Origin of the sequence: Acetobacterium sp. UBA5834, assembly GCF_002435675.1 — a bacterium.
In the GTDB taxonomy this organism is placed as follows: Bacteria; Bacillota; Clostridia; order Eubacteriales; family Eubacteriaceae; genus Acetobacterium; species Acetobacterium wieringae.
In genome coordinates this window covers 97,610-120,641 of record NZ_DJGY01000034.1, presented here as the reverse complement: position 1 = coordinate 120,641, position 23,032 = coordinate 97,610, and the positions used below count along the sequence as shown (strand labels likewise).

Genomic DNA, 23,032 nt, shown 5'->3' with positions numbered 1-23,032 from the left:
CCTTTCATTTGTTTTTGTAAACGAGCAAACATAAAAGAGCCCCCCATATTTACCAATGCAAATATAGAGAGCTTCATTAAAACGATTAGACCCCATTTTTTACAATGCGATATCGCCTCGTTCTCCGGTTCTAATCCGGATACATTCCTCGACTGACTTAATAAAGATTTTGCCATCGCCAATTTCCCCGGTTCGCACCACACTCATAATCAACTGAATTATTTCTTCAACCTTGTCGTCAGCTACTACAATTTTTATTTCAATTTTGGGAATCATGTTCATCATTACCGAGGTGCCACGGTTATGAGCTACCCAACCATACTGGTTACCACATCCCAGTACTTGCCGGATATTCATGCCATTGACCTTTGCTGCCAAAAAAGCATCCTTGAGCGGTTCCAGCTTTTCCGGACGAATAATCGCTTCGATCTGTTTCATTTCTTTATCCTTTCGTTTTAGAATTACTGTCTTCTGGTATTTTAGTCGATCAGCCACTATTGGTCAATTCCAGAAAAAGCGGGATAACCTTCTTCACTATGTTCACTGATATCCAGACCCAGGGCTTCGGCTTCGGGAGCGACCCGGATTGCCATGACCTTTTTGAGGATTAGCATAATCACTGCCGTCATTGTTCCCGAATAAAGCACCGCAATCAGCAGCGCAATCAGCTGAGCCACAAATAACTGGGTGTCACCAAAGAACAACCCATTCCATTGTGCTACCGGATTGATGGCTGTCTGAGCAAACAGCCCGGTGGCAATAACCCCCCAGATCCCACTGATACCATGACAACCAAACGCATCCAGGGTATCATCATAGCCGAATTTAACCTTCACCTTTGTTAAAAAGAAAAAGCAGATTGGACTCACCACAGCGCCGATAAACAAAGCCGCTTCGGTCGGTACAAAACCAGCTCCGGGCGTAATGGAAACCAAGCCGACGATCGAACCGGTAATGGCACCCATGACCGTCACTTTTTTATAAGCGACCATTTCAACCAGCATCCAGGTTAGCATCGCTGCTGCCGATGCCAGCAGGGTGGTCACCACTGCGTGAACCGCTAAACCGTTGGCAGCCAGGGCAGAACCGCCATTAAAGGCAAACCAGCCAACCCATAAAATCGCCCCACCGATGACAAACAGCGGAATATTATGGGGATGATAGGACTTAATGCCATATCCTTTTCGGGATCCCAAAATAATACAAGCCACCAGGCCAGAAATCCCCGAACTTATTTCGATGACAAAACCGCCGGCAAAATCAACCGCACCGAAACCGGCAATCAAACCACCCTGACCCCAAACCATATGAGCCATTGGATAATAAACCAGCAGCATCCAAAACGTTACAAAAATAAACAATGCCGAAAACCGCATTCTTCCCGACAGCGAACCGACCACAATCGCTGGCGTAACCATACAGAATACCAGTTGAAAAATAGCAAATAGCTGACCCGGGATACTACCCGCATAGGGGCCTGGCGCCGATGCACTGATGCCCCTGAAAAACACATTGCTTAAATCACCAATCACACCAAACCCGCCAAAATCCGGACCAAAAGCCAGGGAATATCCCACCATATACCACATCACCGTTGCCAGTCCGCAGCAAAACACCACTGACATGATCGTATTAAGCACATTTTTCCGTCGCACCATCCCGGCATAGAATAGTGCCAGTCCTGGGGTCATAAAAAAAACCAGCATGGTACAAATCAGAATAAATGTTACATCTCCTGAATTAATCATAATTTCCTCCATAATTCTCTTTTTTCGTTATTTATGCCAATCACTGAATCGGGTTCAGTGATTATCTGATCAACCCACTTTAAAACCTGCACGTATGGCCGGCCGCTATGCTTATCGCCTTTGATAAGTTGATTGAATTATCTGATAAATCAGTAATTCAGACGCTCAACGCAAAAAAAGACGACAACAAAAAAACTGTTATCGCCTTTGATCATCGCAATTCAGATCCGGTTCATCGCTGGGTCGATCCTCTTCATTGACAATCGACTGAACCTTTTCGCTATTATTTAAGGTTGATGCTACTATTTAATTTTAGCTGACCCATTTCCGACTCAGCAAGTCGAATTATAGCATTAGTCATCCCGGGAGTCAATCCTAGAATTTCAAGAATCACAAAGCTGACAGTTATTTAAAATACGCCACAAAAAAAAGACGATTATATTTAAATATAATCGTCTCAGTCCTCAATCACTAACTTTTAAAGTGCAATATCGCCCCGCTCTCCGGTTCGAATCCGAATACACTCCTCCACCGGTTTGATAAAAATTTTACCATCACCAATTTCACCAGTTCGGACAGTATCCATAATCAGTTGGACAGTTTCCTCAACCTTATCATCGGCAACCACAATCTTTATTTCGATTTTAGGTAGCATATTCATCATGACCGAGGTTCCCCGATTATGGGCTACCCATCCAAATTGGTTCCCGCATCCGAGTATCTGACGGACGTTCATACCATTGACCTTTGCTTCTAAAAATGCGTCCTTTAAAGGTTCCAACTTTTCCGGACGGATAATTGCTTCAATCAGTTTCATAAGTTTTTTCCTTTCTTTACTGATTGCGAAGCCATGATGGCATGACTCCTCAACCACATTTCAATATCGTTCTATTGATCAATTCCCGAGAAAGCCGGGTAACCTTGTTCGCTGTGTTCGCTGATATCCAGACCCAATGCCTCTGCCTCCGGCGAAACACGGATAGTCATGACTTTTTTAAGCACCAGCATTATGACTGTGGTCATCGCAGCTGAATAGATAACAGAAATTCCTACGGCCATCAATTGTGCCACAAATAATTCGGTTGCCCCGAAAAACAAACCGTCCCACTGCGCAATCGGGTTTATGGCTGACTGAGCAAACAGACCAGTCGCTATACCACCCCAGATTCCGCCAATTCCGTGGCAACCAAAGGCATCCAGTGAATCATCATAGCCAAACTTCTGTTTGACCTTGGTCATAAAAAATAAGCAGATGGGGCTAACCAGAGCGCCAATCACCAGTGCCGCACCAAATGGTACAAATCCTGAACCCGGAGTAATGGCCACCAAACCGATAACAGCACCAGTCACCGCCCCCAGAACCGTCACTTTTTTATAAAGAATTGATTCCATCAGCATCCAGCTTAACATTGCAGCAGCCGATGCGATCATTGTATTACCCATCGCCTGAACCGCCAATCCATTAGCGGCCAGCGCTGATGCCCCATTGAAGGCGAACCAACCAACCCAAAGAATCGCGCCCCCGGTGAAAACCATTGGAATGTTATGCGGATGATACGCTAAAATACCATAACCTTTTCTTTTACCAAGGATGATACAGGCAATCAAACCAGAAACTCCGGAACTAATGTGAATAACATTTCCGCCGGCAAAATCGACCGCTCCCAATCCGGCGATAAAACCGCCTAAGCCCCATACCATATGGGCCAGTGGATAATAGACAAGCAACAGCCAGAAGGCAATAAAAACAAACATCGCTGAAAATTTCATTCGGCCTTCTAAGGCCCCCACCAGAATAGCTGGTGTAATAATACAAAACATCAGCTGGAAAACCGCAAACAGGGCACCCGGTATATTGGCCGCATAAGGTCCAGCTTCTGTGGCACTGACCCCGCTAAAAAAAGCATTGCTCAAATTTCCGACAACACCCAGTCCACCAACATCTTCTCCAAATGAGATTGAATAGCCGATAGCAAACCACATAACGGTCGCCAGCCCGCAACAAAACAATACTGACATTAACGTATTAATGACGTTCTTTCGCCGAACCATCCCACCATAAAACAATCCCAGACCTGGAGTCATAAAGAATACCATCATTGAACCGATGAGAACAAATGCGACATCACCAGAATTAATCATCTTAACTTCCTCTTTTCTTAATTATTTTGATTCGATCATTTAATTATGACAATCTTAAACCATTTAGCTATTTTTTATGCAATTTATAATTTCAGTCTTTTTTTGGAACTCGCCTAATGTTCTTATTTCACTGGCAATCCATTGTCTTATGTACATTCAAACGATAGTCAAAGACAAATCCTTCAAAAAAAGGCGACAACATTCATGACTGTTATCGCCTTTGATAAATTAATTTGCCTATTTTGTTTGAAAAAAAAGGTGATAACAGAAACTTCTGTTATCACCTTTGATAAGCGTCTTAAATCCCAAGTATTATCATAATAGTCTAGTCTTCTTTGACTTCTATTAAACTTACCTTAAGATGTTTTTGATTATAACATCATAAAAATCTACTGTCAATGTGATTTTCATAAATTTTCAATGCAAACGGTTTTCTCATCACTGTCCCGCCGTCACAACCACATCTTTTGTCTGACTTTGCCCATTACGTTCAAAGGTGACGCTGACCTTATCACCGGCATTAACGGCATAGAGAATTTCTTTCATTTTCAGCATTGTATTGGTTTTAACGCCATTGATTTCTTTTATGATGTCCCCGGCAGCCAGGCCCGCATTGGCAGCACCACCACCCTGTTGTACCGAAGCAATATAAATCCCCTCGTTAAAATTGACATCACTGTCAGTCAGATAGTAATCAGCAATCGCCCGATCATAAGCGGTAATACCCATTACAGTGGAGTCAAATTTGCCGGTTGCGACAATTTCATTGAGAATCGGCTTTAAAATATTGATTGGAATGGCAAAGCCCATTCCTTCTCCAGTGGTTAATTTATAGGTATTAATCCCGATTACCTCGCCGTTTTTGTTAACTAACGGGCCCCCACTATTTCCTGAATTGATTGACGCATCGGTTTGAATCAGATCTTCTGCCAGCCCGTTTTCCAATGGGATGCTCCGATTCAGAGCGGATATGATTCCTGCCGTAACGGTTCGCTCAAAATTAAGTCCCATAGGATTTCCAACCGCTACGGCCAGTTCTCCAACAACCACATTATCCGAATCTCCCAATTCCAATACCGGTAAATCCTTGGCATCGATTTTGATAATGGCCATATCCAGGGTCGCATCCGACCAGACCAGTTTGGCATCATAGGTATTCCCATCGGCCAGCGAAACCTTTAATGCCGATACATCATCCGAGGCCACATGCTGGTTGGTCGCAATATAGCCATCACTGGTTAGGATGAATCCCGAACCCACGCCACTCGCCTCCTGAGGTCCATAAACAGTCATAGACACTCCGGTTGTTTCAATCCCCACCACTGATGGTGGCACGGTTTGGGCAATGGCTTCAACTACCGTGTCCGCCGAACCCTGATTGACAATAATTTCATTCTTGGCACCCTGGATCACACTATTATTGTCGAAGAAAAAGTTGACACCTAGAAGCAGCACCCCAACAATTACGCCACCAATAATGGCTCCGATCATTCCGATGATCAGGGAGTTCGGTTTTTTTTCTTTTTTCAGATCGTCGTTCATCGTTTCACCTCAATCTTAGTTGAAGTTCTTTATAGATTAATTGCCTCACTCGCACAGCTTCGCTTTGCCACCGAAAGCTTCACATCGCCATCCAATACCACACCGGAAGCAGTAAGAATCCGGGCAGTGGTTTCATAGGCCAACAATGGATAGTTATTTTCCTGACTAAGGTGGGCCAGCACCAGTTGACGGGTCCCTTCCTGCACCAATGCCAAGGCCAGATCTCCGGCTGTTTCATTGGACAGATGACCAAAATCACTTTTTATCCGTTGTTTGAGGTAGAAAGGATACGATCCGGCTTCCAGCATCGAAACATCATGATTGGACTCCAGCACGACCAGATCACAGCCGCATAATGCGCTGCGCATTTCTGGCGTAATAATCCCCGAGTCGGTGGCGATTCCCAACCGGCTTTTGCCGTCAGATATGACAAAACCGGCTGAATCCGCTGCATCATGAGATGTTTTAAAGGCTTCAATTTGAAGATCCTGAATAATAAAAGGCGCTTCAAAATCAAAGATCTTTACATTATGCTCGGCAATTTTTCCCAAGTCCTTTTTCATTGCTGCCCAAGTTTTTTCATTGGCATAAATTGGCAGGTCAAAACGCCGGGACAAGACCCCAACCCCATGAATATGATCACTATGTTCATGGGTCACCATGATGCCACCGATTTCCCGGGGATCTTCTTCAATGGCGTCCATGGCAGACTGGATTCGTTTTCCGCTGAGGCCAGCATCAATGAGTATTTTGGTGCTGTTGTTTGAGACAAATAAACTATTTCCTGAACTTCCACTATATAAACTGCAAAATTTCAATCCTTGCTCCCTTGTTCATTTTAATATCTTGTAAAATTATTCCATTTAAATGCGCCAAGGACCAGCTGAATTGTTAGGATTATCCTAGCGAATGATGCTTAAACCTGACTTAACCTAACTTTACGGGATTTAAGATAGTCATCGTATCGTGCCCCTAAAAACCTCTAAAGGCAAGCTGGATCTTTCTCGGAAACCCGACGAATAACCGCCCCAAGATTTCGCAGATTTTCCTGAAGATTTTCGTAACCCCGGTCAATATGGACAATTTCAGTGATCTTTGTTTCGCCATCAGCAATTAAACCAGCAATCACCATGGCCGCCCCGGCCCGCAGATCCGTGGTTCGGATTTTGGTGGCAGATAAGGACTTGACCCCGGTAATACTGGCGGTTCGACTATTAATGGAAATATTGGCGCCCATCCGTCGTAATTCATCTACATATTTGAACCGGCTTTCAAAAATACTCTCGGTGATGGTGCTGGTGCCCTGGGCAATCGTCATTAAAACCGCCATCGGTTGTTGTAGATCGGTGGGAAAACCCGGATAAGGCATGGTCTTGACGTTGACTGCCTTTAATGGATGTTTTCCAATAACCCGAATTCCGTCGTCCTCTTCCAGAACGATGACCCCCATTTCGCTGAGCTTAGCCGTGATCGCCTCCATATGCTTGGGAATGACATTTTTAATTAAGATATCCCCTTCGGTGGCTGCTGCGGCCATCATATAGGTACCCGTGGTAATCTGATCCGGGATCACCGAATACTCGCAGCCGTGCATTTCTTCAACGCCGACAATCTTAATAACGTCTGTTCCCGCACCCTTGATGTTTGCTCCCATCAAATTCAAAAAGTTAGCCACATCAACGATGTGGGGTTCTTTAGCGGCATTTTCGATAATTGTTTTGCCATCAGCCCGAACGGCTGCCAACATAATATTGATGGTGGCGCCAACGCTGACAACATCAAGAAAAATATGGGCTCCTCTCAGTTCCGGAGCTTCCATTTTTACCTGGCCATGTTCAATCACCACGGTTGCACCCAAGGCCTGAAAGCCTTTGATATGCTGGTCAATCGGGCGATCCCCGATGTTGCAACCGCCGGGCAGGGGCACAATCGCTTTGCGGTATCTTCCCAGCAGCGCTCCCAGCAGATAATAAGAGGCCCGCATCTGGCCGGTTTCCTCTTCATAGTCTGACACATCATAAGAGATCGGTTTTTCGGTATTGATGATTAAGGTATCTTTTTCTCTATATATTTCAGCTCCCAGTTTTTCCAGAATAACAATCATTTTGTTAACATCTTTAATATCGGGAACATTATCTATTTTACTTGAGCAGGCACACAGTACTGCCGCCGGAATAATCCCCAGCACCGCATTTTTCGCCCCGGAGATCGCAACCTCGCCTTGTAGGGGGTTACCTCCTTCTATAATAAAAGCATCCATATTTATTCCTTTCAGTGCAAATGTATATGCAATATCCAATTGGTTATTATATCATAAGTTTCAGTTTTATCAAGAAAAGTATCGATTTTATGCCGTTTTTTTATCAACAAAGCCGTTTTTCTTATACTCTTTAAGAATTCTTTTCCCAGCTTAATGAAAGCAGGAATTCCTCACAAATTATTTTCAATGTGATATAATAGCTTAACACACTATTTATCAAAACTAAAGATTTTTAGTCGTGAGAAAGTATATTAATCCATAACTTGAGGTAACAAATGAATCGTTTTGAATTAGTTTCCAGCCATGATGACTTGGGTGTGACCCCACTCGAAAATATTTTTATTAATCACTATATGCCAACAGCCCGGGGAGACTACGTGAAGGTCTATCTTTACGGCTTAAAGCGATGCTTTAACCAGGGCCTGACCCCCATCAGCAACGAAGATATCGCCAAAGATCTGAATCTATTGGAAACCGATGTGAAAAAAGCCTGGGACTATTGGGCCGCCGAAAAAATCATCGCCATTGAATACACCGGCACCCGGGATGCCCTGGTCCGTTTTTATAATATCACCGGTACCATTCTTTATAAAAATGAGGCGATCCCCGAGACGACCGTACCTAAAAATATCCAGTCTTCCAATAGCATGGAAGACCGGATTCAACGGATGTACACCACCATCCAGGATATGTACGAAAGCCGGACGATCACAAAAAAAGAAACGTTGCTGTTTAAGCGCTGGCTGGATGACTATAATTTTACTCCGGAAGCGGTAATTCTGATTGTCGAATATTCCATTAACATGATCAATAAAAAAGATCGCACCTTTACCCCGACCCAGGTCGTCTCGTATCTGGAAACCGTAGCCAGAAGTTTTTATACGGCTGAGGTTCGTGATCATATCGAAGCCGAAGCCTATATCAAAAACTCAGCGCATCAACGAACGGCCTATTATCAGATTTTCAAATATCTGGGTATCCAGCGAAATCCGATGGTTTCTGAGCGGCAGATGATGGATACCTGGTTTAATGACTATGGTTTTTCAATGGAAATCATTGTCCAGGCCTTATCCCGCACCAACAAACCCAATATGAAATATATTGACGGCATTCTGAAGAATTGGCACGAACAAGGCTTTAAAACCCTGGAAGATATCAAAAATGACAAGCCAAAACAAAAATTTGCTCATAAAGAGTCCCTTGAACCGATGAGCGATGCCCGAAAACAGGCTTACCTGGATATGGAAGTTGATTATGCCGAGGATTTATGGCCGGAACTGGAGATAAACAATGAAGACCTATAATGAAGCCTATGCCCTGCTGCAAGAAAAGCAGCAAGCCTACCAATTTAAACAGCGACAGAAAAAAGCCATTCTTTATAACCAGATTCCCGAGCTTTCTGAACTGGATAATGAAATCAACCGCTTGGGAGTCGCCCTGACCCGGGCCACCATCGCCAAAGAAATCAATAAAACCGCCGCTATCCGCCAGCAGATGAGTGCGCTTGAAGACAGAAAGAAAACTCTGGCCGGAGCAAAGGCCGCCCTGCTTAACCATTCTTATTATTGCTCCCTTTGTCGTGACTCAGGGATTCTCCCCGAGGGAATCTGTGCCTGCCTGAACCAATGTCTGGCTGAACTCAGTTTTTCCAGTTATGATTTAAAAACCCGGGCTCAGCGGGAAACCTTTGAGAGCTTTAACTCTGACTATTATTCCCAACAGCCGATTGGTTCCGGATCAGCCAGTCATCGTTCCAACGCGCTCAGCATTAAACAGAATATGCTCAAATATTGTCAGAATTTTGAAAACATCGAAGACCAGCTGCTTTTCACCGGTCCGCCCGGAGTCGGCAAAACCTTTATGTCCAATTGCATTGTCAATAAACTCACCGAAAAAGGCTACGGGATTGTCTACGTCACCGCCGCCCACCTGGTGGCCAGCATCCAGGATCAACTGTTCCGGGAAAAGAAAACCTCCACTGAGATTTACGAACCGCTGCTGCTCTGTGATCTTTTGATCATCGATGACTTAGGGGCTGAGTTTTCTTCAGAATATAGTCAAAAACAGCTCTACGAGGTGATCGACAGTCGCCTCAACGCCGAAAAAAAGATGATCATTTCCTCTAATCTGACGGTTCTAAAAATCAAAGAGCTCTATGACGAACGACTTTCCTCCCGAATCTGCGGCCATTTTAAAACCATTCCCTTTCTGGGAGAAGACATTCGCATTCTCAAGGCCCGACGGGGCCGTTCATAAAAGAAGGTGTCCGGATCTTAATTCTGGACACCTTTTTATTGGCAGCGTTTCTGATAAATTTGGGCATTTGAGACCACCGCTTCAAACTGATCGGCTAATTCGGCTGGCAACTTTTGCGTTTGCTCCATGGCCAGATAGCCCCCATCCATCAGCGAATCATGAAACATCCGTAGCACATCAATGCGTTCCTGTTCATTAAAGTGCAGCAGAACATTTTTGCAAACGATCAGGCCAAAATCATTGCCAATGCTTCTCAGGGTCAACAGGTTATGCTTCTGAAAACTTACCGCCCCCCGAATCTCATCGTTGAGCCGATAAAAATCCCGGTTTTCGACCTTGATAAAGTATTTTTCAAAAATTTCAGCAGGAATCCGCTGCACCTGCTCCCGGGGATACTCAGCCTGTCTAATAATCTGATCAAACAGGTCGCTGCCATCAATATCGGTTGCTTGAATCTTCACCTTTTCAAAACCACCCTGGTCCAACCGCTCCCGCAACAGCATCGCAAGGGTGTAAGGCTCTGGCCCCATGGCGCAACCGGCATCCCAGATCTTAATCGTCGGCTTCGACCAAAGTTCCGGGATAGCATGGTTGCAGATCAGCTCCAAGGTATGTAAATCTCTAAAAAAATATGTAAATGCCATCGATTCCTCCCGCTTTTTTTCTGGGTGTCAAAAGTCATGAGCACTGGTCTATTCCCACCGCTACCGAAATTAAATCGTTTGACTATTCCGGCTTTTTCATCCCATATATATCATAAATTTCCTGGGTATATGCACCATCTTGCTGATAAACAATCAGGGGGGCATCGGTTTTTAACCCTGGCTTCCCACTTTTTCGCCCCTCAATCAAAACCAGATTCGCCTCTTTTTTTATTGAAGGATATACAAATTGCAGCTGCTTGACCTCGATTTTATAGAGTCGCATCAATGAAATAATGTCGCCTAACCGTTCCGGCCGGTGAACTAGAAACAGACGCCCCCGATCTTTTAACATGCGTTTACTGAAAATGAGAATATCTTCGATGCTGCATAGAATTTCATGTCGGGAAATTGTTTTTGTTTCGCAATTGTTCTTGAGACCATCCTTTGCCCGCATATAAGGCGGATTACTCACCACGACATCATAAGTGTTTGGTAGTATCTTATCACCTGGCGCTTTAATATCACCTTGGATAATCTGGATCTGCTCTGATAAACCATTAAGAGCCATACTCCGCCTGGCCATTTCTACCAGCGGTTCCTGTATTTCCAGTCCGGCGATCGAAGCCGCTCTGGTTTTGCCATAAAGCAACAAAGGAATAATCCCCGTTCCAGATCCCAGATCGATGATATGAGGAGATCCTTTTACTCGGCGTGAAACGAACCACGATAACAAAACCGCATCCATTCCAAAACAAAAAAATTCAGGATTTTGGATTATTTTCAAATTATTTAACCCTAAGTCTTCGACTCTCTCCCCTTTTTTTAAAAAGTTATCCACAATTAACTCCTCCTAATCGTCGTCATTTCAGTGTTTGCGGGATAATTAACAGCTTTATCCACAATTCCATCGATTATATCCACTGTTTGTGGATAACTATTGCGATTTTTCCACCTTTTCCCTGCAACTCCCTAAACTGTGGGATTTTTTGACCCATCATTTTATAATCCATTTGTTGATTGTTTTTCTATAACTTATCCACATATGCACAGCTAAAAGTTGAAACAACTCATCCCCTGATCAAAATCCCAATAAATAGCGGCTTTCAACTTTCAGCTTGAGAATTACACAGGTCAATCACTGTTGATAAAAAATATTTTTTTGTATTTACTGGCTTTTTTCGATTTTCTCTTTAATGTAAGTAAAATCTTTGCTATAATGTGTAGTTGTAGAGGACTATTTCAAATTTATTGTAATGATTCGCCCGCCTCTAAAAGCTCCTTTATCATCCACGATTATGGTGATAAAGTCAATAACCAAAAAATATTGCATTGAAATTATTAGCGAAAGCGATGGATACTTATGAATAATGACAAAATCCAACCCAACAAATTGGATATTATTCTCGAAAAAAAACAGCTTCTGGATGCCACCATTCAGGAATGTGAAATACGAATTGATGCGAAGCTTGCTTCGCTGACTGATGACGGTTTCATTTCCCGTGAAGTCAGCTCCGATGTTTTTGAAGCATCCATCCAGAATCCCTACCACCCCGGAGAACATTTTCTTTCCGGGGTGGATATTTCAGATGATGACGCTCTCGATCAGGCCGTGCTCAATTCCCGTCCTTTTGAAACTCGTACCAACAGACTGGCCTTTGATGGTGATCACCTTACGAATCCATCACCCCCCCCTAAACCAACGGGTGGCTTTTCGACACCCATTGGGGAAATCGAGGATGATGACGAACTGCCCACCCTGTCAAAAATACTGGGTCGCACCACACCATACGCTTTCGAATCGGAACGGACAACTGCGATCCCCAAGGCATCCGTGGTGCCAACCACAACCGAGCTACCGCAGCCAAATACTGTCGATGCCATTCTCAATGCCAGATTTTCGGAAACTGAGCATGCATCACCTCCTGCTGGATCTGTTTTGGATGCCCAAATGCCTACCCAGACGCCCGAACCGGAATTTACCCAACCAATCGCTCCGGAACAACCCGTTTTAGCAACCGAAACGCCAGCTCATAAAAAACCACCACCCCTTCCCAAGAAAACTGAAACGACTCAAGCGAAAACGAGCAAAGAAAAAAAGATTAAATCTGAAAAAAAAGTAAACCAATCCACCCTCAAAAAGCCCAGCCTAACCGACATGGTTCCGCCGCTTGTTTTTTTCTTTATGGGATTAATGGTTTTTGGTACTTTTCTGATTTTCACCGCTTCCGAGTTTACTTTCATTGATTATTGTGTCGTATTTATTTTGTTCACTTGTCTGATCTTTACCATCGCCATGCCGTATGGGGCTAGTATCTTTTTTATGATTCTACTCCTTTGCAGTTATGTGGTATTGTCACTAATTTCTGTTTTCTACCTGGAGATTCCTTTTGAATTCTATCAGGTTGGTTGGCTGCTTGTAATCCCGATGGTATTATTGAGCAGTGCCTTGTTAATCCGAAAGATACGAGAATTGTTCCGTTTTAAAAAAAATCTCGAACAGCAGCTTGCTTCCTATGATAATCTGGAAGAAAGTCCCGGACTGACCATTGAAAAAGCTTATTACAAGGATCTGAAATATGCCATGGAACGGGCTTCCCGGGGCGAAACCATCCTGACTCTGGAAATGATCACGATTCGCCATCTGGATGAACTCAAAACCATGAATGGCCCAAGACTTTGGGATGAAATTCTCTATAAAACCTTAAAAATCATCAAAACCCATTGCTACAGCACGCACCTGATTTATATCCTTGATGGCAGTGTTTTTAGCATTCTGATGGAAAACACATCGGTCAAAAATCAATTGCTGATCAATCAGGAAATCACCGATGCTTTTAATACCCTGATTTTGGATTATGAAAGCATTGAACCTGAAGTGACGCTCAACATCGCTTCGATTCCCTACACCCGGGATATCGCAAATCCCTTTGACTACCGTGCCCAGGTTCTCAGACATCTAAAAAAATAAAGCAGAAACCGTGTGATCGGCTTCTGCTTTTTTAATTCCCCAAAATGATGAAACAAAAAAAGGATATGCCATGACATATCCCTTTTTATTTAATAAACGATATAGGCTTCCAGATTCTGACGACCAAACTGAATACAGGCATCATAGGAATCCATATAAATATCAACAATTCCTTCGGTAACTGCCCCACCCCGGTCTTCCACTGTATAGGTAGTGCCCATGGCTGGGATATAGATTTTGGTTCCAAAAGGCAGACCACTCCAGGCTGCTACGGTGTGATTGGCTGTTGGCATCACCCCTGATGCCGTGGCATTTCCGGTTGCTGTATAAGCCGTACACTGGATCATCATTTTTACCGCCCCTTCAGGAATGGTATTCGTGGCAGTTGACGGTGTCGCCGCTGGCGGCTGAACCACTGGTGTCTGAGTCACAGGCGGTTCCGTCACCGGTGTTTCCACTGCTGCTGGTGCTTCTACCACTGCTGGCGTTTCCACCACCGGAGCGGGAGTCGCCGCAGCTGCCTTTGTTCCTACTTCGACAATTTCGGGAATTGGGGCTGTGACAATCTCATCATAAATCACTTCCCGTTTGACTTCCACCCCATTCTCGTATAGAACCCGCTCAACCTGGCTCGATTCACCATCAACACCAACCTGAACCACCTTTGTTTTACCTACTTCCATCTCTGGATTATCTTTGTTCTGGGTTGTATAGGTAATCACCTGTCGGCTTGGCAGTTCGTCTATCTGAACCCGGATAACCTTGACCTCTTTTACATCTTCCAATGCGGTTGATTGTCCCGGGACCACCCGATCCAGGTCGCCCAGTTCTATATGATACTCTCCCAGTAAATCACCGACAGTTTTTGCTTCAGACTGATAAATAATGGTTTTCCCATCGAACGACAATTCACCACTGGCTTTACTCTTCACTTCGACAGTATCAACAGTAAACAGCACCGAGTTGGTATCCACATTGACGGTATATTGATCCCCCAGTTCAATGCCGTTATCCTCCAGCACTTCACCAACATTCTGGAACATCCCGCCGCTGAGCACTCTTTCCGTGTCATCAACGGTTACCTTGATCTCCTTGGCAAAAACAAAGGAACTGGCCGTTCCCACCACACAGGTGATGATCACGCTGGCCATCCCGATTTTTAAGATCGACTTTTTTCTTTTATGCGGGCTTTTATTCGCTTTTTCTATCATAAAACCTCCCTATCCATTTCAATCGACAGATTGAAACTCCGTTTCGTTACAATTTCTTTACAAATCGATTGTACTTCATTTCCGAATAATTGTCAAGATTAGAATTTACTGATTGACTTTTCTTAATTTTTCATTTAGAATATATCTAATTAAATAAATATAAACCGTTGATGCGGAGATAACGTTGGAAAATGCCCTTACAGAGAGCGAGGTAAGCTGAGAGCCTTGCAGAACGCAATCCTTCAAATGGACCGCTGAGGGCATGGTCAAAGGCTTAGGCCGAGTATTCCATGACGTGACAACTACGTCAGTGTTGAGGAATATGTTGGTATTCTGCAGAGGCAGGTTTGATCCTGCGAAAAAAGGTGGCACCACGAGTCGTTATACTCGTCCTTTACGTTTAGTAGAGGACGAGTTTTTTGTATTTACAGACCCCCTGTCTGTAATGAGTTAATCACAGTAAGAAAGGAAAATACCATGGAAAAGATACCTTATAAGATTTATTTAAGTGAAGATGAGATGCCCAAATACTGGTTCAATCTTCGGGCCAAAATGAAAGAACTGCCGGAGCCTTTTGTCAATCCCGGTACTGGTGAATACTGCACCAAAGACGAACTACTGCCAGTATTCTGTGAAGAACTGGTTGATCAAGAACTCAATACCACTGATGCCTACATTGAAATCCCCGAAGAAATCCGTGATTTCTACAAAATGTACCGGCCTTCACCGCTGGTTCGGGCTTATTGTCTGGAAAAAAAATTGGATACTCCAGCTGAAATCTACTATAAATATGAGGGCACCAATACCTCCGGATCGCATAAGTTAAACTCCGCCGCCGCTCAGGCCTATTATGCCAAAAAGCAGGGACTCACCTCCTTAACCACTGAAACCGGTGCTGGCCAGTGGGGGACAGCGCTTTCGATGGCCTGTGCCTACTTTAATCTGGATCTGTCCGTCTATATGGTTAAGGTTTCCGCCGAACAGAAACCCCATCGTCGGGCCGTCATGGAAACCTATGGGGCCAAGGTTATTGCTTCGCCTTCTGATACCACGAACGCCGGACGAAAAATTTTGGCAGAAACCCCGGACACCAACGGCTCGCTGGGCTGTGCCATCAGCGAAGCCATTGAGGTCGCCGTCACCACCGACAACTGTAAGTATGTGTTGGGCAGTGTCTTAAATCATGTCGGTCTGCACCAATCAATTATCGGACTCGAAACCAAGGCTGCCTGTGACAAGTATGACATTAAACCGGATATCATCATCGGCTGTGCCGGTGGCGGTTCCAATTTACTGGGACTGATTGCGCCATTTATGGCTGACAAAATTGAAGGTAAAAATGACATTGATTTTGTTGCCGTTGAACCGGCTTCCTGCCCCTCATTAACCCGGGGCCGTTATGCCCTGGATTTTGGCGACACCGGGAAAACCACCCCGCTGATTCGGATGTACACCCTGGGCAGCGGCTTCATGCCATCTCCCAATCATGCTGGCGGGCTGCGCTACCATGGCATGAGCCCGATTATTTCCAAGCTTTACCACGACGGCTATATCCGGGCTAAAGCCTATACCCAGAATGAAGTCTTTGAAGCGGCCACCCAGTTTGCCCGGGTTGAGGGGATTTTGCCCGCCCCGGAATCCTCCCATGCCATTAAAGCAGCCATCGATGAAGCCCTGGCCTGTAAAGCGACTGGCGAAAAGAAAACGATCGTCTTTGGTTTAACGGGAACCGGCTACTTTGATATGACCGCTTACATGAACTATAATGCCGGTAACATGACCGACTATGTTCCCACCGATGAAGATCTCCAAAAAGGCTTTGATAGTCTGCCCGAGATTGAACAAAAATAATTTTTAACCAAATAAAGGCCGCCCGACAATGGAAACTTTCCACTACCGGGTGGCCTGTTTTTTAATTATCGCAAACGTCCCTGTTTTCTCAGGGCCGCTTTAACAGTGGGATAGAGATCAAAATCAGTATGCGGTAAAAAACGGGAGGCGTACATTCGGGAGATAAAGTCGGTGGCGGCACCAAATTCCAGATACTCGATCCGTTCCTGGAGCCTCGCAATAGCATCCATTTTTTCCCCATTGATCAACAGAGCATAAGCGCCCTCCAGGGAACTGTTCCCCAAAAACACAAAGCGTTCCCGGGGTAAATCCGGGTAAAGACCGATGGTAATGGCCGATTCCAGATTGATATAGGTTCCAAAAGCACCCGACACATACAATCGTTCAACATCCATCGGCGCCACCCCCAGTCGTTCCAGTAAATAAGCAACCATCGTGCTGGCGGCGGCCTTGGTGTCAATAAACTGACTCATATCCCGTTGGGTAAACAGCAGTTCTTGACCATTTCCGGATTCATCCTGATTGGCGTAGAGCACCCCGTATTCTCCATCACGGCTGACAATCCGCCGGGATTTTTCGGGATTAAAGCGGCCGGAAAAATCGATCCAGCCATTTAACAGCATTTGGGCAATCAAATCAACAATCCCTGATCCGCAGATGCCCAGCGGCCGGTGTCCGCCGATGGTCGTCAGAACAAGCTCATTCTCGGCAATCACAACCGAATCCACCGCACCGGCGGTGGCCTTCATGCCATTTTTGCTGATGCCGCCTTCCAATGCCGGTCCGGCGGCCCCGGCTCCGGCAACCAGAAAATGCCGATTTCCCAGCACCATTTCGCCATTGGTGCCAATATCAATAAACAGACCCAATTCTTCCTTTTCGTGCAGGCCAGCCACCAGTAAGCCGCTGACGGTATCGCCACCTAAATAGTTTGCCACTGAGGGCATACAATACAGATAGCCACCGGCGTTAATACCCAGCTCCCGGGCCTCCAAATATCCGGTATGGTTAAACACCGGTGCAAAGGGATACTCAAAAATCGGCCAGGGATCAATGCCCAACAAAAAGTGAATCATTGTGGTATTGCCGGAAACAACCATGATAAAGGATTCCTGAGCCGTGATCCCAGTGGTTATTTCCAGTCGCTGTAACAGTTCATTAAAGGTGCTGACAGTTGCCTGCTGGACGGCGATGAGATGATCGGGTTTATTCTTGGCATAAAAGATCCGACTGAGAATATCATCACCATACTGGATCTGATGGTTTAAGATACTCTCTTCACCGAGCACCTTGCCGGTATTTAAATCAACCAATTTCATAGCAACCGAGGTGCTGCCCAGATCAACTGCTAACCCAAAATGCCGTTTACACTGATCACCAGCTTCCAGTTGTATCAGCTCCCAGCTTATCCCGTTATTTACCAGGGTCAGGGTGATTTCCCAATTGGCCTCCCGACACAGCGGATATACTTTTTTGAGCAAGCCACGGGAAAAACGCACTGTCCCAAATTCGTGGGTCAATGCGCTAAGAATCCGTTCCTGGTCACCGATAATGTCGCCATTTCCCGGTGGCGACAGTTTAATAAATACTTTCCTGGTTAATGCCTTAATCTTTTGTTCTCCCATGCCCACCTCATTTAAGTTTTTATTTAGTGGCTTCCACTGACGGTTTCATATCGCCAACCATTGATGCCACCCAGATTATAGACGTTCTGATACCCCATTTTGACCATCTGGCTGGCCGCCCCCTGGGATCTCCCACCACTTAAACAATAAACAAAGACGGTGGTGTTTTTTTCCGGTATGATTTCTTCCACCCGCTGAACCTGACTTAAGGGCAGATTAATGCTGCCGGGAATATGCGCATTGGCATATTCCGCTGCTTCTCTGACATCAAGCAGCACAATCGCTTGATTGGTTTCCAATTGTCGCTTCGCTTCATCCGGGGATATTTTCTTAACTGAATTCCGTGATTCTGATTTTCTTGATAATAAGTTTAACATAATAATTACCTTCCTTGAATAATTTATTGGTGTAAATTTTAACGCTTCTTGTTATGATCAGTTTACCCTCTTTCCCCATTTATTTCTGTGATAATGTCACAGAAATAAAATTTAAAAAAATTTTTCAGCCATTAATCAGCGCCTGTTCACGTAATAAACACTTAGCAATATTATTCTGTTTATATTATAATGAGCAAAAGAGGTGAAGAGGATGTATAAGATATTAATAACCGACGATGAAGAAAAAATCAGAGCACTGATTAAAAAATATGCTATTTTCGAAGGCCATACGGCCGTAGAAGCCGCCAACGGTATGGAAGCGGTGGAGCTGTGCCGTAAAGAAAGCTTTGATATTATTATTATGGATATTATGATGCCGGAACTGGATGGTTTTTCGGCTGTCAAAGAAATTCGAAAAAACCAGAATATTCCTGTCCTGATGCTGTCAGCCCGGGGCGAAGAATACGATAAAATTCACGGTTTTGAGCTGGGCATTGATGATTATGTGGTAAAGCCCTTTTCGCCAAAAGAATTGATGATGCGGATTGATGCCATTATGAAACGAGCCGGCCGAGACCAGTCCCAGGAACACGACATCTTTGTGAAGGACGGCCTGACTGCTGACTTTACTGCCCGAAGAATCCTCATTGATAACGAAAATATTGACATGTCGCCCAAGGAATTTGACCTGATTTTTTATATGATCCGCAACAAAAACATTGCCCTGACCCGGGAAAAACTCATCACCGAGGTATGGGGTTATGATTTTTACGGGGATGACCGAACCCTTGATACCCACATTAAATTACTCCGCAAAAGCCTTGGTGACTATGCCAGCCTGATCACCACTCTCCGGGGCGTGGGCTACCGGTTTGAAGGTTAGACCATTGAAAACATCCAGGACATCATCCCCGAAGAAAAACAGCCCCTTTCAGATCAGCGTCAAATGGAAAATCTTTCTCTTCCTGCTTGGCTTTTGCGGCGTATTGCTGATGCTTCTGTGGTTTTTTCAGGTTGTTTTTTTGAATAGTTTTTACAAAGGTATCAAAATCAATGAAATCAAGGCTACTGCCAGCACCATTGAAAAGAGCATTAATGACGAAAATATAGAAACCATCATTTCGACGGTTTCAGAAAACAATGATATTTGCATCAAGGTGTTATCCTCTTCCGGAGAGACAATCTATTCTTCTCATGTTGTCAAGGGCTGTATTATCCACAGTAAACCGGACTTTGATGAAAAAGTCCTGCATACCCAAGTGACTGACAACAATGGTGAATTGTTTCAATACTACAACCACGATGGTTATAATAAAGAAACACTACCGGAAGCGGCTTCCGATTCGGATCCGGCGCTTTCTGAAAACGCTGATGTTCAGACCAAACCGCCAGCCGAGGAAAAAGAGAAGGATAAGGATACGCTTATTTATTCTAAAACCATCGTTGATGACAACAATCAGGAATTAACCCTAGTGCTTAACTCGATGATTTCTCCGGTGAATGCGACGGTCAATACACTACGGGTACAATTATATTATATTACCGGTTTCATGATTCTGTTCTCAGTAATCCTGGCTCTGGTAATCGCCAGATTAATTTCCCGGCCCATCGAAGCCATCAATAACAGTGCCAAAATGCTGGCTACCGGCGATTATAGCACCCGGTTCAAAGGCACTGGCTATAAGGAAATTGCCGAGCTCTCGGATACCCTTAACTACACTGCCCGAGAACTTTCCAAGGTTGAGCTACTGCGTCAGGAGCTGATTGCCAATATCTCCCACGATCTGCGCACCCCGCTCACCCTAATCAGTGGCTATGCCGAAGCAATGCGCGATTTACCGGATGAAAACAATGCTGAAAATGCTCAAATTATCGTCGATGAAACCAAACGCTTAACCACCCTGGTTAACGATGTAATGGATATCTCCAAGCTGCAAACTGGCAATTTAAACATTCATCCTGCACCTTACAACTTGACTACCAGCCTCGGCGACTCGATAAACCGGATGAACAAACTAATGGAAATGGAAGGCTATACCATCGAATTTATCGCCGACCAGGAGGTCAATCTCGTAGCCGATGAAACCCGCATCTCCCAGGCATTTTATAACCTGCTGACCAATGCCATCAACTATACCGGCGAGGATAAAAAAATTACCGTTACCCAATCCATCTTCCCAAATCCGGCTGATGATCTAACCGACTGGGTTAAGATTGAAGTGTGTGATACCGGCGAAGGGATCGCCGAAGAAGACCTCCCCTATATCTGGGATCGCTATTACAAAGTCGATAAAACCCACAAACGGGCAGTCACTGGCACCGGTCTGGGCCTGTCGATCGTCAAATCGATTCTGGATATGCACCATGGTAATTACGGCGTCACCTCCAAACTCAATGAAGGCTCGGTTTTCTGGTTTACCCTTAAAATTTAACCCGCAAGCAAAAAAGATGCACCTTTGGTGTGTCTTTGATGTTGTCGATAACTACCGTACCGACCAATTGTTAATCTGTTGTTCGCTGCGGAATCGGACAGGCGATGCCATGTCCGCTCCGATGCGTAGGGTCTGACCCCTAGGTCACAACATGATCTAACAATTGTCGGTACTGGGTTATCTCTTTTGACAATCTGGAAGATGCACCTTTGGTGTGTCTTTTTTATTTTCAGAACGTTCACAAAAAAAACACAAAGTTAACAAACGCTTAACAAACTGCTGGCGTATACTTTAGAAAAGCAGCGATAACGCAGAGAAATAACTATAAACGTTACGGAGGTAATACCATGATCACCAAAACATTTAAACGCTATGAAAATAAATATCAATTGAATGAAACTAAGCTCAAACAGCTGATGCCAGTTCTGCTGACGCAGATGAAACCCGACGCCTACACATCCCAAAATGGCAGCTATTCCATTTACAATATTTATTATGATACCGATAACTACGACATTATCCGTCACTCTCTTTCCAAGCCCTATTACAAAGAAAAACTCCGTCTGAGAAGTTATTCCATTCCCAACTCCCCGGAAGATCAGGTTTTTCTGGAGCTGAAAAAGAAAATCGGCGGGGTTGTTAATAAACGGCGGGCTACCCTCAGTCTCAACGAAGCTTCCCGTTTTATTTCAAAGCTCCAATACCCCCGGGAAATCAACACCATGAATCAACTGGTGTTGGAGGAGATTGAGTATTTCCTGAAAAATCATCCGGTCACCCCCAAAGCCTACATCGGCTATGAACGGATTGCCTTTGTCGGAAAAAACGACCCCGAACTCCGGGTGACCTTTGACTACAACTTAAAAAGCCGCCAGCATTGTCTCTCTCTGGAAAAAGGTGATTTTGGCAATTTGCTCATCCCCGCCGATCAATACTTGATGGAGATTAAGATCCTTGGAGCCATCCCCCTCTGGCTGACTCACGCTTTAACCGAACTTGATGTTTACAGCAGCAGTTTTTCAAAATACGGAAAAGCCTATAAGGATTATCGCAAACAGAGTATCGGTAAGCTGATTCCGCTACCCATTTATACCACCAATCAATTGACACCCTGTGTTAATAACTAAAAGGAGACTTACATGATTGAATCACTTTTTTCTACTACCCTGACCGAAACCCTGACCATCCAAACGGCTCTAAGCGTTATTTTTGCAGCATTGGCCATGGGCTTGTTTATCAGCTTTGTCTACACCCGCACCCGGGGCAAAGACGGGTATTCCCCTGGTTTTGTGGTTACCCTGATTATGCTACCGATGATTATTGCCATTATCATTTTGTTAGTCGGCAACAATGTTGCCCGGGCCTTCAGTCTGGCCGGTGCCTTCAGCCTGATCCGCTTTCGTAGTGCCCCTGGCGACCCTATTGATATTTCCTATGTATTTTTTACCCTGGCCGTCGGCCTCGCCTGTGGCATGGGCTATATCCTCTATGGCGCCATCTTTGCCGTGATTCTCTGTACCGTCATGGTCATCCTAAACATCACCAAATATGGCAAACCCAAGGTCAAGAACATGCAGTTAAAAATCACGATTCCTGAAGATATTGACTTTCAGGATTGTTTTGATGACATTCTTAAACACTATACTGTCAGTCATAAAATTCAACGGGTCAAAACCAGCGATTTTGGAGCATTATTTGAAATCATCTATTGCATCTGTCTGAAGGACGATGTCAATCAGAAAGAATTTATTGATAAATTACGCTGCCGTAATGGCAACCTGAGCATTGTCCTCAATACCGAAATCATAGATGAAAAAGTTTATATTTAATACTTCAAATTTGATTCAAATCGAAAACGACAGAAAGCGATATTTAAATCATTTTCTCGTCGTTTTCGTTTTTTATTCCAATCATTGAGAGGTCACTGGCAGATCAGCGCAATTGTTCACGTTATCATTCGTAATAAGATGTACTCT

20 protein-coding genes are annotated in these 23,032 nt (G+C 44.5%); 8 read left to right on the top strand and 12 right to left on the bottom strand.

From position 1 onward, the window contains the following. Positions 1-99: 99 nt before the first annotated feature. The 7 genes from B3F51_RS07575 to B3F51_RS07545 all read right to left on the bottom strand — a co-directional run bounded on the left by B3F51_RS07575 (position 100) and on the right by B3F51_RS07545 (position 7,692). Positions 100-438, bottom strand: coding sequence for a P-II family nitrogen regulator (locus B3F51_RS07575; RefSeq protein WP_070370216.1), 339 nt, complete (start codon positions 436-438; stop codon positions 100-102). A gap of 56 nt (positions 439-494) precedes the next feature. Continuing rightward, a complete protein-coding gene (locus B3F51_RS07570; RefSeq protein WP_070370304.1) occupies positions 495-1,751 on the bottom strand; it encodes an ammonium transporter in 1,257 nt (418 codons plus the stop codon). A gap of 475 nt (positions 1,752-2,226) precedes the next feature. Next, a complete protein-coding gene (locus B3F51_RS07565; protein ID WP_070370217.1) occupies positions 2,227-2,565 on the bottom strand; it encodes a P-II family nitrogen regulator in 339 nt (112 codons plus the stop codon). A 71-nt stretch (positions 2,566-2,636) separates the two neighbouring features. Continuing rightward, positions 2,637-3,890 carry an ammonium transporter gene (locus B3F51_RS07560; RefSeq protein WP_286946407.1) on the bottom strand — a complete coding sequence of 418 codons (1,254 nt, stop codon included), beginning with the start codon at positions 3,888-3,890 and terminating at the stop codon, positions 2,637-2,639. Positions 3,891-4,328: 438 nt separating this feature from the next. Continuing rightward, positions 4,329-5,432: a S1C family serine protease gene (locus B3F51_RS07555; RefSeq protein ID WP_286946406.1), complete on the bottom strand. Its 1,104-nt coding sequence runs from the start codon at positions 5,430-5,432 to the stop codon at positions 4,329-4,331. 29 nt (positions 5,433-5,461) lie between these two features. Then, complete coding sequence (locus tag B3F51_RS07550) at positions 5,462-6,250, bottom strand: MBL fold metallo-hydrolase (protein WP_286946403.1); 789 nt, start codon at positions 6,248-6,250, stop codon at positions 5,462-5,464. A 164-nt stretch (positions 6,251-6,414) separates the two neighbouring features. After that, positions 6,415-7,692, bottom strand: a complete 1,278-nt coding sequence (locus tag B3F51_RS07545) for a UDP-N-acetylglucosamine 1-carboxyvinyltransferase (protein ID WP_148638385.1) — start codon at positions 7,690-7,692, stop codon at positions 6,415-6,417. 275 nt (positions 7,693-7,967) lie between these two features. Here B3F51_RS07545 and B3F51_RS07540 point away from each other — a divergent pair, with 275 nt between their 5' ends. Together B3F51_RS07540 and B3F51_RS07535 are read left to right on the top strand one after the other, a co-directional pair. Next, positions 7,968-8,996 (top strand): DnaD domain protein, encoded by a 1,029-nt coding sequence (locus B3F51_RS07540; RefSeq protein ID WP_070370222.1) that lies wholly within the window; start codon positions 7,968-7,970, stop codon positions 8,994-8,996. Next, positions 8,983-9,948, top strand: coding sequence for an ATP-binding protein (locus B3F51_RS07535; RefSeq protein ID WP_286946402.1), 966 nt, complete (start codon positions 8,983-8,985; stop codon positions 9,946-9,948). Before B3F51_RS07540 ends, B3F51_RS07535 begins: the two co-directional genes overlap by 14 nt. 35 nt (positions 9,949-9,983) lie before the next feature. Here the strand turns inward: B3F51_RS07535 and B3F51_RS07530 are convergent, their stop codons facing one another. Next, entirely contained in the window at positions 9,984-10,592 is a 609-nt protein-coding gene (locus B3F51_RS07530; protein WP_286946401.1) for a CheR family methyltransferase, read from the bottom strand. An 82-nt stretch (positions 10,593-10,674) separates the two neighbouring features. Further along, a complete protein-coding gene (locus B3F51_RS07525) occupies positions 10,675-11,430 on the bottom strand; it encodes a tRNA1(Val) (adenine(37)-N6)-methyltransferase (protein WP_286946400.1) in 756 nt (251 codons plus the stop codon). Positions 11,431-11,952: 522 nt separating this feature from the next. Here B3F51_RS07525 and B3F51_RS07520 point away from each other — a divergent pair. Beyond that, positions 11,953-13,560, top strand: a complete 1,608-nt coding sequence (locus tag B3F51_RS07520; protein ID WP_286946399.1) for a hypothetical protein — start codon at positions 11,953-11,955, stop codon at positions 13,558-13,560. Between the two features lie 89 nt (positions 13,561-13,649). Here B3F51_RS07520 and B3F51_RS07515 read toward each other — a convergent pair whose 3' ends face one another. Continuing rightward, complete coding sequence (locus tag B3F51_RS07515; RefSeq protein ID WP_286946397.1) at positions 13,650-14,771, bottom strand: 3D domain-containing protein; 1,122 nt, start codon at positions 14,769-14,771, stop codon at positions 13,650-13,652. 477 nt (positions 14,772-15,248) lie between these two features. On the opposite strand from B3F51_RS07515, the gene B3F51_RS07510 reads away from it, so the two are divergent. Beyond that, the gene (locus B3F51_RS07510) at positions 15,249-16,622 is read left to right on the top strand and encodes a TrpB-like pyridoxal phosphate-dependent enzyme (RefSeq protein WP_286946395.1); all 1,374 of its coding nucleotides are present in this window, start codon (positions 15,249-15,251) and stop codon (positions 16,620-16,622) included. 65 nt (positions 16,623-16,687) lie between these two features. Here the strand turns inward: B3F51_RS07510 and B3F51_RS07505 are convergent, their stop codons facing one another. Together B3F51_RS07505 and B3F51_RS07500 are read right to left on the bottom strand one after the other, a co-directional pair. Beyond that, entirely contained in the window at positions 16,688-18,247 is a 1,560-nt protein-coding gene (locus B3F51_RS07505) for an ASKHA domain-containing protein (RefSeq protein WP_286946394.1), read from the bottom strand. 23 nt (positions 18,248-18,270) lie between these two features. Continuing rightward, entirely contained in the window at positions 18,271-18,624 is a 354-nt protein-coding gene (locus B3F51_RS07500; protein ID WP_286946392.1) for a rhodanese-like domain-containing protein, read from the bottom strand. A gap of 211 nt (positions 18,625-18,835) precedes the next feature. Between B3F51_RS07500 and B3F51_RS07495 the strand changes: the two genes are divergently transcribed. The 4 genes from B3F51_RS07495 (at position 18,836) to B3F51_RS07480 (ending at position 22,885) form a co-directional block, all read left to right on the top strand. Further along, a complete protein-coding gene (locus tag B3F51_RS07495) occupies positions 18,836-19,507 on the top strand; it encodes a response regulator transcription factor (RefSeq protein ID WP_286946389.1) in 672 nt (223 codons plus the stop codon). A 139-nt stretch (positions 19,508-19,646) separates the two neighbouring features. After that, complete coding sequence (locus B3F51_RS07490; RefSeq protein WP_286946387.1) at positions 19,647-21,056, top strand: sensor histidine kinase; 1,410 nt, start codon at positions 19,647-19,649, stop codon at positions 21,054-21,056. Between the two features lie 347 nt (positions 21,057-21,403). Then, positions 21,404-22,183 carry a polyphosphate polymerase domain-containing protein gene (locus B3F51_RS07485; RefSeq protein WP_148638371.1) on the top strand — a complete coding sequence of 260 codons (780 nt, stop codon included), beginning with the start codon at positions 21,404-21,406 and terminating at the stop codon, positions 22,181-22,183. A 12-nt stretch (positions 22,184-22,195) separates the two neighbouring features. Then, positions 22,196-22,885, top strand: coding sequence for a DUF4956 domain-containing protein (locus tag B3F51_RS07480; RefSeq protein ID WP_070370233.1), 690 nt, complete (start codon positions 22,196-22,198; stop codon positions 22,883-22,885). The last annotated feature ends 147 nt before the right edge of the window (positions 22,886-23,032 follow it).